Source organism: Pseudomonas sp. GM30 (assembly GCF_000282275.2).
Lineage (GTDB): Bacteria > Pseudomonadota > Gammaproteobacteria > Pseudomonadales > Pseudomonadaceae > Aquipseudomonas.
Genome location: NZ_AKJP02000028.1, coordinates 65,833 through 82,190 on the forward strand (window position 1 = coordinate 65,833; position 16,358 = coordinate 82,190).

The window sequence follows — 16,358 nt, forward strand, 5'->3', positions numbered from 1 at the left end:
TCGAGATCGACTCACCCGTCCTTCATGGGCGAAAACCCGAGCAGTGTGGCAGCACAAACAAAAAAGCCCGTCAGGAGACGGGCTTCAAAATGTGACAGCTTTTTCGGCTTACAGCGGCTTGCCACGGTTGCCATGCTGGCTGACAAAGGCCTGTACGGCTTTCAGTTCGTTCGGCAAAACGGTGCAGCGCTCGTTTCGCTCAAACAAATCAGAAAGATGTGCAGGCAGTTCGAGAGCTTTTCCTACACCCGCTTTCTCCACTGCATCCGGGAATTTCACTGGATGGGCAGTGCCCAGGATCACCATCGGGATGTCCAGGCTGCGACGGCATTCGCGGGCAGCACGCACGCCAATGGCGGTGTGCGGGTCCAGCACTTCGCCGCACTGCGCGTAGACGTCGGCGATGGTTTCGCAGGTTTGTGCATCGTTCACGGCCAGCGAGTCGAACAGTTTGCGCGCTTCGGTCCAGCGCTCTTGCTCGACGCTGAAACCACCGCCCTGCTTGAACGAATCCATCAAACCGGCGATCGCCGCACCGTTGCGACCGTGCAGGTCGAACAGCAGGCGTTCGAAGTTCGACGAGACCATGATGTCCATCGACGGCGACAGCGTGGCGTGCAGGGTTTCCTTGACGTACTGGTTGCCGCTCATGAAGCGGTGCAGGATGTCGTTGCGGTTGGTCGCGACGATCAATTGGTTGATCGGCAGGCCCATGTTGCGCGCCAGGTAACCGGCGAAGATGTCGCCGAAGTTGCCGGTCGGTACCGAGAACGCCACCGAACGCGCCGGGCCGCCCAGCTGCAGGGCTGCGTGGAAGTAGTAGACAATCTGGGCCATGATCCGCGCCCAGTTGATCGAGTTCACCGCCACCAGACGCGTGCCTTTGAGGAAGCTCTGGTCAGCGAAGCTGTTCTTGACCATTTCCTGGCAGTCATCGAAGTTGCCTTCGATGGCGATGTTGTGGATGTTCTCGCCGACAATCGTCGTCATCTGCCGACGCTGCACTTCGGACACACGTTTGTGCGGGTGCAGGATGAAGATGTCGACGTTTTCGCAGTGCTTGCAGCCTTCGATGGCGGCTGAACCGGTGTCACCCGAGGTGGCGCCGACGATGACCACGCGCTCGCCGCGCTTTTCCAGCACGTAGTCGAGCAGACGACCGAGCAGTTGCAGGGCGAAGTCCTTGAACGCCAGGGTCGGGCCGTGGAACAGCTCCAATACCCATTCGTTGCCGTTGAGCTGACGCAGCGGCGCAACGGCGCTGTGCGAGAACACACCATAGGTTTCTTCGAGAATCTTCTTGAAATCGGCGTCCGGGATGCTGCCAGTGACAAACGGGCGCATCACGCGGAAGGCCAGCTCGTGATACGGCAGGCCGGCCCAGGAAGCGATTTCTTCCTGGGTAAAACGTGGCAGGTTTTCCGGGACGTACAGACCGCCGTCAGTGGCCAGACCGGCCAGCAGGACGTCTTCGAAATTCAGGGCCGGTGCCTGGCCGCGGGTACTGATGTAACGCATGACTGACTCCAATGGAGAGTGTGCACAACAGTGGCCCCTTTCACGGGGCCATTGCAGGCCAACGACTTAGTTCAGGTGCTCGACGCGGATCCGTACAACCGGACCATTCACGCCGGCCAGGGCTTCGAGGGCGGCGATCGCATCGTTGATACGCTGCTCGACCACGCGGTGAGTCAGCAGGATCATCGGTACCAGACCGTCGTGTTCCTCGACTTCCTTCTGCATGATCGACTCGATGTTGATGCCGCGCTCCGATAGGATGCTCGCCACCTGAGCCAGAACGCCCGGATGGTCCTTGGCCTGGATGCGCAGGTAGTAGGCGCTTTCGCAGGCTTCGATCGGCAGGATCGGATGCGCCGACAGCGAGTCCGGCTGGAAGGCCAGGTGCGGCACGCGGTTTTCCGGATCGGACGTCATGGCGCGAACCACGTCCACCAGATCAGCGATCACCGACGAAGCGGTCGGCTCCATGCCGGCGCCGGCGCCGTAGAACAGGGTCGAACCAGCAGCGTCACCGTTGACCATCACCGCGTTCATCACGCCATTGACGTTGGCGATCAGACGATCGGCCGGGATCAGCGTCGGGTGTACGCGCAGCTCGATACCGGCAGCGGTGCTGCGCGCCACACCGAGGTGCTTGATGCGGTAGCCCAGCGCTTCGGCGTAGTTCACGTCAGCGGTGGTCAGCTTGGTGATGCCTTCGGTGTAGGCCTTGTCGAATTGCAGCGGAATGCCGAACGCGATCGACGCCAGAATCGTCAGCTTGTGCGCCGCGTCGATGCCTTCGACGTCGAAGGTCGGATCGGCTTCGGCGTAGCCCAGCGCTTGCGCTTCGGCCAGCACGTCTTCGAAGGTGCGACCCTTCTCGCGCATTTCGGTGAGGATGAAGTTGCCGGTGCCGTTGATGATCCCGGCGACCCAGTTGATGCGGTTGGCGGACAGGCCTTCACGGATCGCCTTGATCACCGGAATGCCACCGGCCACAGCCGCTTCGAACGCCACGATCACGCCTTTCTCGCGTGCCTTGGCGAAAATCTCATTACCGTGAACGGCGATCAGTGCCTTGTTCGCGGTGACCACATGCTTGCCATTCTCGATGGCCTTGAGTACCAGCTCGCGGGCAACGGTGTAGCCGCCCATCAGCTCTATGACGATGTCGATCTCAGGGTTCGTGGCCACTTCGAAGACATCGTTGGTAATCGCAATACCGGTCGTCTGGAACTGAGGCTTTGGCGTGCGCGTGGCAATTTGTGCCACTTCAATCCCACGCCCGGCACGACGAGCAATTTCCTCGGCGTTGCGCTGAAGTACGTTGAAGGTACCGCCACCGACGGTCCCTAACCCACAGATGCCTACTTTGACCGGATTCACTGTGAACTCCCCATGAAACGGCCGACGCAAGGTCGGCCGGAAAACAACCGCGTGTTCGCGGCTCTCTATTAATGGCCCGGCGAAGTTACCGCCGGACCATGATCGTCAACGGCGTACCGTGACGATGCGAATTACTTGGCGCCCAGCGCCAGTTTGGCGACTTGTGGCGCCGGCTGGTAGCCCGGAATGACTTGTCCGTCGGCCAAAACGATGGCCGGTGTGCCGTTTACGCCGATCGACTGACCCAAAGCGAACTGTTTGGAAACCGGGTTGGCGCACTTGGCGGCCTTGATTTCCTTGCCATCGACCATTTTGTCCATGGCGGCTTTCTTGTCGGTCGAGCACCACACGGCCTGCAGTTGTTCGTCACCCGGCGAGCCGAGGCCCTGACGCGGGAACGCCACGTAACGCACTTCGATGCCGCGCTTGTTCAGCTCAGGCACTTCGGCGTGCAGCTTGTGGCAGTACGGGCAGGTGGTGTCGGTGAACACGGTGATGTGCGATTTGGTCTCGCCCACGGCAGGGTAAACCACGGTTTCGGCCACCGGAATGGCATTGATCAGTTTGGAGATGCCCAGGCGTTCGGTCTTCTCGGTCAGGTTGACCGGTTTGCCGTCCTTGAGCTGAAACAGGTAGCCCTGAACGATGTACTGGCCGTCGGCGCTGGCGTACAGCACACGGCTGCCCTTGAGCTTGACTTCATACATGCCCGGCAACGGGCTGGCACTGATGCTTTCTACCGGAACCTCGAGTTCGAGTTTTTCCAGGCTTTGACGAATGGCTTTGTCGGCCGCGTCATCGGCGACGGCAAAGGTGCTGACCAACGCAATGGCTGCGGCGGCGAAAATCTGGGTCAGACGCATGAGAACTCCTGAAGGCGGACAAATGAAACGGTCAGAACGCCCGTGCCGGAACACCGGGTCATAACCGTCCATCGTGCAAACCGGCAAAGCCTAACACATAAGGCCCGCATGGCCGAATGCGCCTGTCGCCAGACACTCACTGCAGGGGATGACTCGAATTTCCCTGTGGCGAGGGAGCTTGCTCCCGCTCGGCTGCGCAGCAGTCGTAGATATTGCACAACCGATGCGACTGACAGATTTTGGGGGCGCTTCGCACCCCAGCGGGAGCAAGCTCCCTCGCCACAAAAAGCTGACTTTGCATCAGCCTCTTGGGTGGTGTTTGGCGTGCAGGTCCTGCAGGCGGGCGCGGGCCACATGGGTGTAAATCTGCGTGGTCGACAAATCACTGTGCCCCAGCAGCATCTGCACTACCCGCAGATCGGCGCCGTGGTTGAGCAGGTGCGTGGCGAAGGCGTGACGCAAGGTGTGCGGCGACAGCGATTTGCCGATCCCGGCGACCTTGGCCCAATGCTTGATCCGGTGCCAGAAGGTCTGGCGGGTCATCTGCTCGCCGCGCTGGCTGGGGAACAGCACATCGCTGGGGCGTCCGCCGAGCAGCTCGCTGCGGCCATCGCGCATGTAGCGCTCGACCCAGACAATCGCCTCTTCGCCCATCGGCACCAAGCGCTCCTTGCTGCCCTTGCCCATCACCCGCAGCACGCCCTGACGCAGGTTGACCTGCTCCAGGGTCAGGCTCACCAGTTCGGTCACCCGCAGGCCGCAGGCGTACAGCACTTCCAGCATGGCGCGGTCACGCTGGCCGATGGCTTCGCTCAGATCCGGTGCCTTGAGCAGCGCCTCGACGTCGGCTTCCGACAACGATTTGGGCAACGGCCGACCGAGTTGCGGCATGTCAACACGCAAGGTCGGATCGACCGTAATCAGCTTTTCCCGCAGCAGATAGCGATAAAAACCACGCACACCGGAAAGAAATCTGGCGGTGGAGCGCGGTTTGTAGTTCTGCTCCAGGCGCCAGGACAGGTGATCGAGGATCAACTCGCGACCGGCATTGATCAGCTCGAGATTTTTCTCCTGCAGCCAGCCGTTGAACAGCGCCAGATCGCTGCGGTAGGCGCCGCGGGTGTTGTCGGACAGGCCTTTTTCCAGCCACAGGGCGTCGAGGAATTGGTCAATCAGTGGGTGGTCGATGGCAGGCATGGGCGCTCAAGACACACAACCTCCGGGGCTGTGCGCAAATGTAGAGTGAACTGTAGGAATGGCCGCTAGTCTTTCATAGCCCGCTATTTCAAGGAACAGGGAGCTTCAATGAACGAGCAGCAAATTCTCTTGGCATTTGGCGGGATCGGCGTCGCTGCGCTGGGTTGCCAGTGGCTGGCGTGGCGCCTGAAGCTGCCGGCGATTCTGTTTCTGTTGCTGACCGGGATTCTCGCCGGGCCGGTGCTGGGCTGGCTCGACCCGCAGGAAATGTTCGGCCCGCTGCTGATGCCGCTGGTGTCGCTGGCGGTAGCGCTGATCCTGTTTGAAGGCAGTCTGACCCTGCACCTGTCGGAATGGCGCGAGATCGGCAGCGTCGTGCATCGGCTGGTGACCCTCGGTGCGCTCGTCACCTGGGTGGTAATCGCTGTCGCGACCCACTTCTTGCTCGGCTTCGACTGGCTGCTGGCGATCCTGTTCGGCAGCCTGACGCTGGTGACCGGGCCGACGGTGATCGTGCCGATGCTGCGGGTGGTGCGACCGAAAGCCTCGATCGCCAACATCCTGCGCTGGGAAGGCATCGTCATCGACCCGATCGGCGCCCTGCTCGCGGTGGTGGTCTACAGCTTCATCATCGCCCGCGCCGAGGGCAACGGCCTCGAACAGAGCCTGCTGACCTTCGGCGGCGTGATTGTCTGCGGCAGCGTATTCGGGATGGTCGGCGGCTGGGTGCTGGGCACCGTCATCCGTCGCCAGTGGCTGCCGGAATACCTGCACAACCTTGCCTCGCTGGCGGCGGTGCTGGGGATTTTCATTGCGTCCAACCAAGTGATGCACGAGTCCGGCCTGCTGGCGGTGACGCTGATGGGCATGTGGCTGGCGAACATGAAGGGCGTGGATGTGCGGCACATCCTGCACTTCAAGGAAAACCTCAGCGTGCTGCTGATTTCCGGACTGTTCATTCTGCTCGCGGCGCGCCTGGATCTGCATGCCTTGATCGGCCTCGGGCCGTTGGTGCTGATTCTGTTGCTGGTGATTCAGTTGATTGCACGCCCGTTGAACGTGCTGTTGAGCACGGCCGGCTCCAGCCTGAGCTGGCGTGAACGCGCCCTGCTGTGCTGGATCGCCCCGCGCGGGATCGTGGCGGCGGCAGTGTCGGCGATTTTCGCGATTCGTCTGGATCAGGCCGGGCACGAAGGTGCGCTGCTGCTGGTGCCGCTGACCTTCGCGGTAATCATCGGCACCGTGGTGCTGCAAAGTGCAACCGCTCGACCACTGGCACGCTTGCTGAACGTCGCTGAACCGGCGCCTAGCGGCTTCCTGATCGTCGGCGCCAACGGTCCGGCGCGCCTGCTGGGCAAGTCGTTGCAGCAACTGGGCAGTCGAGTGCTGTTGACCGATTCGAGTTGGGAAAACATTCGTGCGGCGCGCATGGAAGGTTTGCCGACGTATTTTGGCAATCCGGCTTCGCAGCATGCCGATGCGCATCTGGATCTAGTGGGTTTGGGGCACTTGCTGGCGCTGTCGCCTTCAGGCGAGCTGAACACTTTGGCGGCCATGCGTTTTCGTCATGACTTCGGTCATCAACGGCTGTTTGGTCTGGCCAGCGGTCAGGAAAGCCGTCGCAGTGACAAGCACCGGGCGAGTCTTGAGCATCGCGGCAATCAGCTGGGGAGCGAGGCCCTGACCTACGCCAAGCTGGCCAGTCTGATCAGCAACGGTGCCGAGCTCTACAGCACGACGTTGACCGATGGGTTCGGTTGGGAGGATTACCAGGCATTGCATGGTAATCGGGCGACCTTGCTGTTCATGCGCGATGACAGTGGCTGGGTGCATGTGGTGACGCCGGAGACTGCTTTGAAACCGGGATCCGGGTGGACGTTGCTGGCGTTGATTCAGCCTGAGAGCAGCGGCGCCTGAGCTGACGCATTCGCGAGCAAGCTCGCTCCCACAGTGTCCGGGGTGAACACAAAACCTGTGGGAGCGAGCTTGCTCGCGAAGGCCGCGACTCGGTTTCGGATCAGGCTGCAAACCCAGGCAACACCGGTACCGGCCGCTTGTCATCATCAATAGCGACAAAGCTGAACTGCCCATGAATCGCCTTCTCGCGGCCATCACAACTCATGCTCTCGACAAACACTTCCACCTCGACCTTGAGGCTGGTGTTGCCGACCTTGATCACTTTGCCGACCAGCTCGACGATGGAACCGGCCGGGATCGCATGATTGAAGTCGATGCGGTCGGTTGAAACAGTCACCAGCGGCAAACGGCAGAAGCGCGTGGCGGTGATGAACGACACTTCGTCCATCCATGCCAGGGCGGTGCCGCCGAACAGGGTGTTGTGGTGGTTGGTGGTCGGCGGGAAGACGGCTTTGGTTACGCGGGTTACCGAGAGTTCGGTGCGGCGCTGGATTTCCTGGTCGCGGGTGGTCATGAAGAATGGCTCTGATTTCTGGCTCCCGAAACACAAGCAAGATCAAAAGATCGCAGCCTTCGGCAGCTCCTACAGGGGGGTTAAATTACAGGCAACAAAAAAGCAGCCCGTAGGCTGCTTTTTTCTGCATCGGAAGCTGGACTTAAGCCAGTTTTTCCTTGATGCGAGCTGCTTTACCCGACAGGTCGCGCAGGTAGTACAGCTTGGCTTTACGTACGTCACCGCGACGTTTAACAGCCATGCTGTCGATCTGCGGGGAGTAGGTCTGGAAAGTACGCTCTACGCCAACACCGTTGGAGATTTTACGAACGGTGAACGCACTGTTCACGCCGCGGTTGCGCTTGGCGATTACAACGCCTTCGAACGCTTGCAGACGGGAACGATCGCCTTCCTTCACTTTCACCTGAACGACAATGGTGTCGCCCGGGGCAAAGGTAGGGATTTCTTTGGTCATCTGCTCTGCTTCGAGTGCAAGGATGATTTTGTTGGTCATGCTGTGCTCCTAAGGTAAATCAACTGATCTACCATCGATACGTTGTTAACTATCGTCCCGCTCGCGGATGTATTCCTCGAGCAGCTTCTTCTCTTCTCCAGAAAGCGAGCGGCTTTCCAGAAGATCGGCGCGTCGTTCATAGGTCCGACCAAGGGACTGCTGTAAACGCCAACGCCGGATATGCGCGTGATTGCCACTTAGCAACACGTCGGGAACACGCTGATCCGCATACACCTCAGGTCGGGTGTAGTGCGGGCAATCCAGCAGACCATCCGTAAAGGAATCTTCCTCAGCGGAATCCGCATGCCCTAAAGCTCCGGGCAGCAGTCGTGTAACCGCATCGATCATGACCATGGCCGGCAGCTCGCCGCCAGACAGTACATAGTCACCAATCGACCACTCTTCATCGACATGAGCCTCAATAAAGCGCTCGTCAATGCCTTCATAGCGGCCGGCAATCAGGATCAATGCATCTGATTTTGCCAACTCGCGTACCGCCGACTGAGTCAGTTGACGGCCTTGGGGGGACAGGTAAATCACCTTCGCCGCCTCCCCGGCTGCTGCCTTGGCCTGAACCAGAGCATCTTCCAGGGGCTTGATCTTCATCACCATGCCCGGACCACCGCCAAACGGGCGATCGTCCACAGTGTGATGCCGATCCGTCGTGTAATCCCGCGGATTCCAACAGGTCAGCTGCAACAGCCCCTGTTTGACCGCACGACTGGTAATGCCGTACTCACTGATGGCCGAGAACATCTCGGGGAACAACGTTATGACGTCTACGCGCAGGCTGGCCATTGCTTAGAAGTCCGCGTCCCATTCCACCCGCATCACGCCTGCTTCCAGGTCGATTGCCAGCACGCATTGCTCTGTATAGGGCAACAACCGCTCGCGATCATCCAGGCTGCCCGCGCAGGGCTTGACCACCAATACATCGTTCGCGCCGGTCTCCAACAGGTGATCAACCTTGCCGAACAATTGCTCGTCCTGGTTGATGACGCTCAGACCCTGCAACTGGTACCAGTAGTACTCGTCGCCTGTCAGGTTGGGCAAAAGGCTTCGCGAGATGCAAATCTCGTAACCGCTCAGAAGACGGGCTTCATCGCGATCGTCGAGGCCTTTGAGCTTGGCAACCAGATCCTTTTGAGTGGATCGGCCGCTGACCAGCTCGACCTGTTTCACCACGCCTTCGCGCCGAAGCGTCCAGTTGCGGTAGTTCAACAGGTTTTCAATCGGATCGGTAAAGGAAAAGACCTTCACCTCGCCGCGAACGCCGTGAACCGAAAAAATCTTGCCGACAACGATCAGGTCATCAGCTTTTTCTGGCGTCGCGCTCATACTGCTCAGGCTGCAGCCTTGGCAGATTCCTTCAGCAACTGAGCAACACGCTCAGAAGGCTGTGCACCAACGCTCAGCCAGTAGGCTACGCGCTCTTGGTTCACGGACAGACGGATTTCCTGACCACGGGCAACAGGGTTGAAGAAGCCAACCTGTTCTTTGTGGGAGCCGTCACGCGGGTTACGCGAGTCGGTTACGGTCAGGTGGTAAAACGGGCGCTTTTTGGAGCCGCCAAGGGCAAGACGGATTGTTAGCATGTGAACATCGTTCCTGTAGTCGGTGCTGCAAATCTAAATGCACAGCGGGCATGGGTGCCCGAAAGGCCGCATATTCTAAGGAATATCCGGACTTTTGCAAATGACTTTTTCCGGCGCCTATGGCATGCCGTGCGGATTTGCATATAGAGCCGTCGATGAAAACGGCCAGTCAGCTCCCGCCGAGTGCGGGTTTGCTGTTGATCCTGCGTCTTTGCAGGGTCTGCGCCGGTGCGACGACCGGCGAAGTCATGGTGTCCTGAATCACATCTTCGGCATGCCGCCGCCGGGCAACATACCGCCCATGCCGCGCATCATTTTCGCCATTCCGCCTTTGGCGGTGAATTTCTTCATCATCTTCTGCATCTGCTTGTGCTGCTTGATCAAGCGACCGATGTCCTGCACCTGAGTGCCGGAACCCATGGCGATCCGGCGTTTGCGCGAACCGCTGATCAGTTCAGGGTCGCGGCGCTCGGCCGGGGTCATGGAGTTGATGATGGCTTCCATCTGCTTGAACTGCTTCTCTGCGGCGTTCTGGGCATTGCCCATCTGCGACAGGTTGACGCCGCCGATGCTCGGCAGTTTGTCCATGAGGCCGCCGAGGCCGCCCATGTTCTTCATTTGTTGCAGCTGATCGCGGAAGTCTTCGAGGTCGAAGCCCTTGCCCTTCTTCAGCTTCTTGGCCAGTTTGTCGGCCTTGTCCTTGTCGAGGGTCGCTTCGGCCTGTTCGATCAGGCTGAGCACGTCGCCCATGCCGAGGATCCGCGAAGCGATACGCTCAGGGTGGAACGGATCGAGCGCTTCGCTCTTCTCGCCCATACCGATGAACTTGATCGGCTTGCCGGTGATCGCGCGGACCGACAGTGCGGCACCGCCACGGGCATCGCCGTCGACCTTGGTCAGGATCACACCGGTCAGCGGCAGCGCATCACCGAAGGCCTTGGCCGTGTTGGCGGCGTCCTGGCCGGTCATGGCGTCAACCACGAACAGGGTTTCCACCGGGTTGATCGCGGCGTGCAGCGCCTTGATCTCGCCCATCATCTCTTCGTCGATGTGCAGACGACCGGCGGTGTCGACGATGACCACGTCGATGAATTTCAGTTTTGCTTCTTTAATAGCCGCATTGGCGATGTCGACCGGCTTCTGGCTCAGATCGGACGGAAAGAACGTCACGCCGATGTCGTTGGCCAGGGTTTCCAGCTGTTTGATCGCAGCCGGACGGTAGATGTCCGCCGACACCACCATCACCGACTTCTTCTTGCGCTCTTTAAGGAAGCGCGCGAGTTTGCCGGCGGTGGTGGTTTTACCGGCACCCTGCAGACCGGCCATCAGAATCACGGCGGGCGGCACGGCGCTCAGGTTCAGGTCTTCGTTGGCCGCGCCCATCAGGCTTTCGAGTTCGGCCTGGACGATCTTCACGAATGCCTGGCCCGGCGTCAGGCTGCGCGACACCTCGGTGCCGACAGCGCGCTCCTTGACCGAATTGACGAAGTCCTTGACCACCGGCAGGGCGACGTCGGCTTCGAGCAACGCCATGCGCACTTCGCGCAGGGTGTCTTTGATATTGTCTTCAGTCAGCTTCGCCTTGCCGGTGACATGGCGCAGCGTCTGCGAGAGACGGTCGGTTAAGTTTTCAAACATTGCGCGATCCTTTCAGGCCCTGTGTAGACCGGGATAATGGCGGCCCAGACCGGATTCAACATGTGCTCGGCGAGCCTGCGGCGTGGGCAGGTCGCGGATTATAGCGAAGACTGCGTCGGGCGGACACCTCGCACTTTCGTGGTGTGGCGGTTCTATGCCAAACTCAGCGCCTTTCGGGCCTGCCTAACAGGATTTATGCTCCCCTTGTCACCCAGTTTGCTGACTACCATCGCCGCCGCGCTTCTTTATGCCGCTGCGACCCTTTATCAGGGCACCCGCCTGGCCTCCGGTGCCAAGGCGAACAAGCGCCTGCTGGTTACGCTCGGCATCCTCGCCGTGCTGGCCCACAGCGCCAGCCTGCTCACTCACCTGCTGACGCCGATCGGCCTGGGCCTGGACTTCTTCAGCGCCGCCAGCCTGATTGCCGCGGCAGTCATCGCCCTGACGCTGCTGGCCTGTTCGCGGATCCCGGTGGAAAACCTGCTGGTGCTGCTGTTCCCGCTCGGCGCGGCGACGGTGCTGCTGGCGCAGTTCGCCCCGGCCGGCACGGTGCAGATCATTGACGAAGAGCCGGGCATCCTCGCCCACATCCTGCTGTCGATCCTCGCCTACGGCATGTTCACCATCGCGGTGTTCCAGGCCTTGCTGCTGCTGGTGCAGGATCACCAGCTCAAGCACAAGCACCCTTCGGGTCTGATCAAGAACTTCCCGCCGCTGCAAACCATGGAAAGCCTGTTGTTCGGCTTCCTCTGGGCCGGCTGGACGCTGCTGTCGCTGTCGCTGATCTCCGGCTGGCTGTTCGTCGAGAACCTGTTCGCCCAGCATCTGGTGCACAAGACCCTGCTGGCGTGCCTGGCCTGGGTGGTGTTCAGCGTGCTGCTGTGGGGCCGCAATCGCCTCGGCTGGCGCGGCCACAAGGCGATTCGCTGGACCCTCGCCGGTTTCTGCCTGCTGATGTTGGCGTATTTCGGCAGCAAACTGGTTCGTGAATACATCCTGCACATCTGACGGGCGGCATAAATGGACGGTTTGCCCATAGGGCCGATGCTCGCGGTATTTGTCCTGCTGATTTTATGGTCGGGGCTGTTTACAGCCGTCGAAATCGCGCAGCAGCACTTGCTCGCGCAACGCACCGCCTCGCGTGCCAGCGATAAGCCGCTGGCGAAGCTGAGCTTTCCGCTCGACAGTCTGATCCTGTGCAACACTCTGTGCCGCGCCCTCGCGGTGGTCATTGCCACGCTGCTGGCGATCTTTCTTTGCGAAGAAAACGGCCCGTGGGCCGCCTGCCTCGGCGCTGGCGCCGTGTTGCTGGTATTTGCCGATTACTTTCCGCGCACCGTGGCCCAGCGCTACCCGGATGCCGTGCTGTCGTTCGGCAATACCTTGCTGGCCGTACCCCTGAAGATCCTTTACCCGCTGGCCTGGCTGCTGAGCCGCATCAGCGGTCTGTTGCTGCGCCCCTTCGCGCGCAAACCCCAGGTGGTGCAGCAAAGCGAAGACGAAGAACCTGCCGACCCGAACGACGACCCGGAACATCCGTCTCGCACCCACCCGGTTTCCGGGATCCACGCGCTGGACAACATCACGGTCAACGACATTCTGGTGCCGCGCAGCGATGTCGACGGCATCAACCTCGACGACTCGATCGAGGAGATCGTCGAACAACTGCGCCACAACAAGCGCACGCGCCTGCCGGTGTTCCATAGCGACATCAATCAGGTCGAAGCGGTGCTCAACACCCGGCAGATCCGCCATCTGCTCAACGACGGCCAACTGAGCCGCGAAGCGCTGCTGGCCGCCAGCTACGAGCCGTACTTCGTCCCGGAAAGCACGCCGCTGCAACTGCAACTGCTGAACTTCCACAAGCAGCAGCGCCGCCTGGGCATGGTGGTGGATGAGTACGGCGAGGTGCTGGGCATCGTCACCCTGGAAGACATTCTCGAAGAAATCGTCGGCGAATTCGAAAGCGAGCACAGCCTCGACAACCCGCACATCCATCCGCAGGCCGACGGGCGCATGGTGATCGACGGCACCGCGTCGATCCGCGAACTGAACAAATGCCTGGGCTGGCATTTGCCGAGCGACGGACCGAAAACCCTCAACGGCCTGGTGACCGAGGCGCTGGAGACCATTCCGGACAGCGCGGTGTGTTTGAAGATCGGGCGTTATCGACTGGAGATTCTCGAGACCGAGGACAACCGGGTGAGCAAGGTGCTGATCTGGCATACGAGCGCGGTGCCCGCCAAGGTTTAAGCGCTTTTGTGGCGAGGGAGCTTGCTCCCGCTGGGTTGCGAAGCAGCCCTGGCTTTTGATTTACCCACAGATTCATGCGGCCGCTGCGCGCCCGAGCGGGAGCAAGCTCCCTCGCCACAGAAAGCCCGACAGCAGCGATCTTTGCTCTTGTTCATTCGTTACCCCCCTTCCTATAATCGAGCCGCTTACCCAAGCGCTGCCGAGCCCTGTGCTTACCCCGCACTGAAGCGGTTTCGGCCATTTTCCGCATCACCCCGACGACTGTTCCTACTCGAAACAGCGCTCGCGTCTCATCCCACATCCCTGGGTGCTCGACCATAATAATTCGCTCCAACGGAGCCATGACTGTCAGGGATCACCGCATGACGACCAGTACCGCTTACAGCGCCACCGCGCCTGCCCAGCCGACCAACTCCGCCACCCGCGTGGCGACGGCGAGCTTCATCGGCACCGCCATCGAGTTCTACGACTTCTATGTCTACGCCACCGCCGCTGCGCTGGTGATCGGGCCGGTGTTCTTTCCGCAGACCTCTGGCACCGCGCAGATGCTCTCGGCATTTCTCACCTTCGGCATCGCCTTCCTCGCCCGACCGCTGGGGTCGGCATTGTTCGGTCACTTCGGTGACCGCATCGGGCGCAAATCGACGCTGGTGGCCTCGCTGTTGCTGATGGGCGTGTGCACCACGCTGATCGGCGTGCTGCCGGGTTACGACAGCATTGGCGCCTGGGCACCGATTCTATTGTGCGTATTACGCTTTGGTCAGGGGCTGGGCCTGGGCGGCGAATGGGGTGGCGCGGCGCTGCTGGCGACGGAGAATGCGCCTAAGGGCAAACGAGCGTGGTTCGGCATGTTTCCGCAGCTTGGCCCGTCGATTGGGTTTCTCGCGGCCAACGGCCTGTTCCTGACCCTGGCCATGACCCTCAACGACGAGCAGTTCCGCAGCTGGGGCTGGCGGATTCCGTTTCTGCTCAGCGCGGTGCTGGTGATGGTCGGCCTGTACGTGCGCCTCAAGCTTCATGAAACGCCAGTATTCGCCAACGCCATCGCCCGTCAGGAGCGAGTGAAGGTGCCGTTGGTCGAGCTGTTCAGCCAGTACTGGGCGCCCACCCTGCTCGGCGCGGCGGCGATGGTGGTGTGCTATGCGCTGTTCTACATCTCGACGGTTTTTTCCCTGAGCTACGGCGTGTCCACCCTCGGCTACAGCCGTGAGACGTTCCTTGGACTGCTGTGTTTTGCCGTGCTGTTCATGGCCGCCGCAACGCCGTTGTCCGCCTGGGCCAGCGACCGCTACGGGCGCAAGCCGGTGCTGATCGTCGGTGGCGTGCTGGCAATTCTGTCCGGGTTCCTGATGGAGCCGTTGCTGACGCAAGGTTCGACCTGGGGCGTGGCGCTGTTCCTGTGCATCGAGCTGTTCCTGATGGGCGTGACGTTTGCCCCGATGGGCGCGCTGCTGCCGGAACTGTTTCCGACCCACGTGCGTTATACCGGCGCATCGGCCGCTTACAACCTCGGTGGCATCGTCGGCGCCTCGGCGGCTCCGTTCTTCGCGCAGAAACTGGTGGCGATGGGTGGTTTGAGTTATGTCGGCGGGTATGTGTCGGGGGCGGCGGTGCTCAGCCTGATTGCTGTGCTGTGCCTGAAGGAAACGCGTGGCAACGATTTGAATCAGGTTGCCTGACGGAAGATCAAAAGCTTCGCGAGCAAGCTCGCTCCCACAGTGTCCGTGCATTACACAAAATTTGTGAACACCGCCGAACCTGTGGGAGCGAGCTTGCTCGCGAATGCCGCGCCTCGGTTTACAGCTCTACAACAACAGCCTGAGCAGCCCGGGTCGCCTTGGCACGCGCAGCCTCGATCGACTCATCCCGCGCCAACGCCACGCCCATTCGGCGCTGACCGTTGACTTCAGGCTTGCCGAACAGACGCAGTGCCGTATCCGGCTCGCTCAGCGCAGCACCAAGGTTGGCGAACGCAGTCTGGGTCGACTGCCCTTCCACCAGAATCACCGCCGAAGCCGACGGACCGAACTGACGGATCAGCGGCACCGGCAGACCGAGAATGGCGCGGGCGTGCAGGGCAAACTGCGACAGATCCTGAGAAATCAGGGTCACCAGACCGGTGTCGTGCGGGCGCGGCGAGACTTCGCTGAACCACACCTGATCGCCCTTGATGAACAGCTCGACACCGAACAGACCGCGACCACCCAATGCCTCGGTCACAGCCTTGGCCACGCGCTCGGACTCAGCCAGGGCAATCGGGCTCATGGCCTGCGGCTGCCAGGACTCCTGATAGTCGCCCTTCTCCTGACGGTGACCGACCGGTGCGCAGAACGTGGTGCCGCCGATGTGGCGCACGGTCAGCAGAGTGATTTCGTAATCGAAATCGATGAAGCCTTCGATGATCACCCGACCTTTGCCGGCGCGACCGCCCTCTTGCGCGTAATCCCAGGCTTTCTGCACGTCATCGGCGCTGCGCAGCAGGCTCTGGCCTTTGCCCGACGAGCTCATGACTGGCTTGACCACGCACGGGAAGCCCAGGTCCTGAACGGCTTTGCTGTAGTCCTCGAAGGTGTCGGCAAAGTGGTACGGCGAGGTTGGCAGGTCCAGCTCTTCAGCGGCCAGACGGCGGATGCCTTCGCGGTTCATGGTCAGTTGCGCGGCGCGCGCGGTCGGGATCACGGTAAAGCCTTCGGCTTCCAGCTCGACCAGCGTGGCGGTGGCGATGGCTTCGATTTCCGGCACGATGAAGTGCGGCTTCTCGGCTTCGATGACTGCACGCAAGGCCGCGCCGTCGAGCATGTTGATCACGTGGCTGCGGTGCGCAACCTGCATGGCCGGCGCGTTGGCGTAACGGTCGACGGCAATCACTTCAACGCCCAGGCGTTGCAGCTCGATCACCACTTCCTTGCCCAACTCACCACAGCCACACAGCAATACGCGGGTCGCGGTTGGCGACAATGGAGTTCCGATACGGGTCATCTCAGGTCCTCAAAGAAGCG

The 16,358-nt window shown here is 60.9% G+C and carries 15 protein-coding genes; 4 read left to right on the top strand and 11 right to left on the bottom strand.

The genetic code is table 11. The features are described 5' to 3' along the window. Positions 1-108: 108 nt before the first annotated feature. The 4 genes from thrC to xerD all read right to left on the bottom strand — a co-directional run bounded on the left by thrC (position 109) and on the right by xerD (position 4,949). Complete coding sequence (gene thrC / locus PMI25_RS20065; protein WP_007967779.1) at positions 109-1,518, bottom strand: threonine synthase; 1,410 nt, start codon at positions 1,516-1,518, stop codon at positions 109-111. 66 nt (positions 1,519-1,584) lie between these two features. Then, complete coding sequence (locus PMI25_RS20070) at positions 1,585-2,889, bottom strand: homoserine dehydrogenase (protein ID WP_007967780.1); 1,305 nt, start codon at positions 2,887-2,889, stop codon at positions 1,585-1,587. A gap of 131 nt (positions 2,890-3,020) precedes the next feature. Continuing rightward, positions 3,021-3,752: a bifunctional protein-disulfide isomerase/oxidoreductase DsbC gene (gene dsbC, locus PMI25_RS20075; protein ID WP_007967782.1), complete on the bottom strand. Its 732-nt coding sequence runs from the start codon at positions 3,750-3,752 to the stop codon at positions 3,021-3,023. Positions 3,753-4,052: 300 nt separating this feature from the next. Beyond that, positions 4,053-4,949 carry a site-specific tyrosine recombinase XerD gene (gene xerD / locus PMI25_RS20080; protein WP_007967784.1) on the bottom strand — a complete coding sequence of 299 codons (897 nt, stop codon included), beginning with the start codon at positions 4,947-4,949 and terminating at the stop codon, positions 4,053-4,055. A 108-nt stretch (positions 4,950-5,057) separates the two neighbouring features. Here xerD and PMI25_RS20085 point away from each other — a divergent pair, with 108 nt between their 5' ends. Continuing rightward, a complete protein-coding gene (locus PMI25_RS20085; protein WP_007967786.1) occupies positions 5,058-6,866 on the top strand; it encodes a cation:proton antiporter in 1,809 nt (602 codons plus the stop codon). A 100-nt stretch (positions 6,867-6,966) separates the two neighbouring features. On the opposite strand, the gene PMI25_RS20090 is transcribed toward PMI25_RS20085, so the two are convergent. The 6 genes from PMI25_RS20090 to ffh form a co-directional block, all read right to left on the bottom strand. Beyond that, entirely contained in the window at positions 6,967-7,380 is a 414-nt protein-coding gene (locus PMI25_RS20090; RefSeq protein ID WP_007908981.1) for an acyl-CoA thioesterase, read from the bottom strand. Between the two features lie 142 nt (positions 7,381-7,522). After that, positions 7,523-7,873: a 50S ribosomal protein L19 gene (gene rplS, locus PMI25_RS20095; protein WP_003175895.1), complete on the bottom strand. Its 351-nt coding sequence runs from the start codon at positions 7,871-7,873 to the stop codon at positions 7,523-7,525. Between the two features lie 45 nt (positions 7,874-7,918). Beyond that, on the bottom strand, positions 7,919-8,671 hold the full coding sequence (gene trmD / locus PMI25_RS20100; protein WP_003221981.1) for a tRNA (guanosine(37)-N1)-methyltransferase TrmD: 753 nt from the start codon (positions 8,669-8,671) through the stop codon (positions 7,919-7,921). A gap of 3 nt (positions 8,672-8,674) precedes the next feature. Next, the gene (gene rimM, locus PMI25_RS20105) at positions 8,675-9,211 is read right to left on the bottom strand and encodes a ribosome maturation factor RimM (RefSeq protein ID WP_007967789.1); all 537 of its coding nucleotides are present in this window, start codon (positions 9,209-9,211) and stop codon (positions 8,675-8,677) included. A gap of 5 nt (positions 9,212-9,216) precedes the next feature. Continuing rightward, on the bottom strand, positions 9,217-9,468 hold the full coding sequence (rpsP, locus tag PMI25_RS20110) for a 30S ribosomal protein S16 (protein WP_003185073.1): 252 nt from the start codon (positions 9,466-9,468) through the stop codon (positions 9,217-9,219). A gap of 261 nt (positions 9,469-9,729) precedes the next feature. Then, on the bottom strand, positions 9,730-11,106 hold the full coding sequence (gene ffh, locus PMI25_RS20115; protein ID WP_007967791.1) for a signal recognition particle protein: 1,377 nt from the start codon (positions 11,104-11,106) through the stop codon (positions 9,730-9,732). 195 nt (positions 11,107-11,301) lie between these two features. Between ffh and PMI25_RS20120 the strand changes: the two genes are divergently transcribed. From PMI25_RS20120 to PMI25_RS20130, 3 genes are all read left to right on the top strand, one after another. Further along, a complete protein-coding gene (locus PMI25_RS20120; protein ID WP_045122140.1) occupies positions 11,302-12,114 on the top strand; it encodes a cytochrome C assembly family protein in 813 nt (270 codons plus the stop codon). A 12-nt stretch (positions 12,115-12,126) separates the two neighbouring features. Next, positions 12,127-13,359 carry an HlyC/CorC family transporter gene (locus PMI25_RS20125; RefSeq protein ID WP_007967795.1) on the top strand — a complete coding sequence of 411 codons (1,233 nt, stop codon included), beginning with the start codon at positions 12,127-12,129 and terminating at the stop codon, positions 13,357-13,359. A gap of 362 nt (positions 13,360-13,721) precedes the next feature. Beyond that, complete coding sequence (locus tag PMI25_RS20130; RefSeq protein ID WP_007967797.1) at positions 13,722-15,038, top strand: MFS transporter; 1,317 nt, start codon at positions 13,722-13,724, stop codon at positions 15,036-15,038. 118 nt (positions 15,039-15,156) lie between these two features. Here the strand turns inward: PMI25_RS20130 and purT are convergent, their stop codons facing one another. Then, entirely contained in the window at positions 15,157-16,338 is a 1,182-nt protein-coding gene (purT, locus tag PMI25_RS20135; protein ID WP_003221968.1) for a formate-dependent phosphoribosylglycinamide formyltransferase, read from the bottom strand. Between the last annotated feature and the right edge of the window lie 20 nt (positions 16,339-16,358).

What these genes read in the sequence shown, in the direction of transcription:
- thrC (WP_007967779.1), bottom strand. Translation starts at nt 1,518, where the DNA reads ATGCGTTACATCAGTACCCGCGGCCAGGCACCGGCCCTGAATTTCGAA.
- dsbC (WP_007967782.1), bottom strand. Translation starts at nt 3,752, where the DNA reads ATGCGTCTGACCCAGATTTTCGCCGCCGCAGCCATTGCGTTGGTCAGC.
- xerD (WP_007967784.1), bottom strand. Translation starts at nt 4,949, where the DNA reads ATGCCTGCCATCGACCACCCACTGATTGACCAATTCCTCGACGCCCTG.
- PMI25_RS20085 (WP_007967786.1), top strand. Translation starts at nt 5,058, where the DNA reads ATGAACGAGCAGCAAATTCTCTTGGCATTTGGCGGGATCGGCGTCGCT.
- PMI25_RS20090 (WP_007908981.1), bottom strand. Translation starts at nt 7,380, where the DNA reads ATGACCACCCGCGACCAGGAAATCCAGCGCCGCACCGAACTCTCGGTA.
- rplS (WP_003175895.1), bottom strand. Translation starts at nt 7,873, where the DNA reads ATGACCAACAAAATCATCCTTGCACTCGAAGCAGAGCAGATGACCAAA.
- trmD (WP_003221981.1), bottom strand. Translation starts at nt 8,671, where the DNA reads ATGGCCAGCCTGCGCGTAGACGTCATAACGTTGTTCCCCGAGATGTTC.
- rimM (WP_007967789.1), bottom strand. Translation starts at nt 9,211, where the DNA reads ATGAGCGCGACGCCAGAAAAAGCTGATGACCTGATCGTTGTCGGCAAG.
- rpsP (WP_003185073.1), bottom strand. Translation starts at nt 9,468, where the DNA reads ATGCTAACAATCCGTCTTGCCCTTGGCGGCTCCAAAAAGCGCCCGTTT.
- ffh (WP_007967791.1), bottom strand. Translation starts at nt 11,106, where the DNA reads ATGTTTGAAAACTTAACCGACCGTCTCTCGCAGACGCTGCGCCATGTC.
- PMI25_RS20120 (WP_045122140.1), top strand. Translation starts at nt 11,302, where the DNA reads ATGCTCCCCTTGTCACCCAGTTTGCTGACTACCATCGCCGCCGCGCTT.
- PMI25_RS20125 (WP_007967795.1), top strand. Translation starts at nt 12,127, where the DNA reads ATGGACGGTTTGCCCATAGGGCCGATGCTCGCGGTATTTGTCCTGCTG.
- PMI25_RS20130 (WP_007967797.1), top strand. Translation starts at nt 13,722, where the DNA reads ATGACGACCAGTACCGCTTACAGCGCCACCGCGCCTGCCCAGCCGACC.
- purT (WP_003221968.1), bottom strand. Translation starts at nt 16,338, where the DNA reads ATGACCCGTATCGGAACTCCATTGTCGCCAACCGCGACCCGCGTATTG.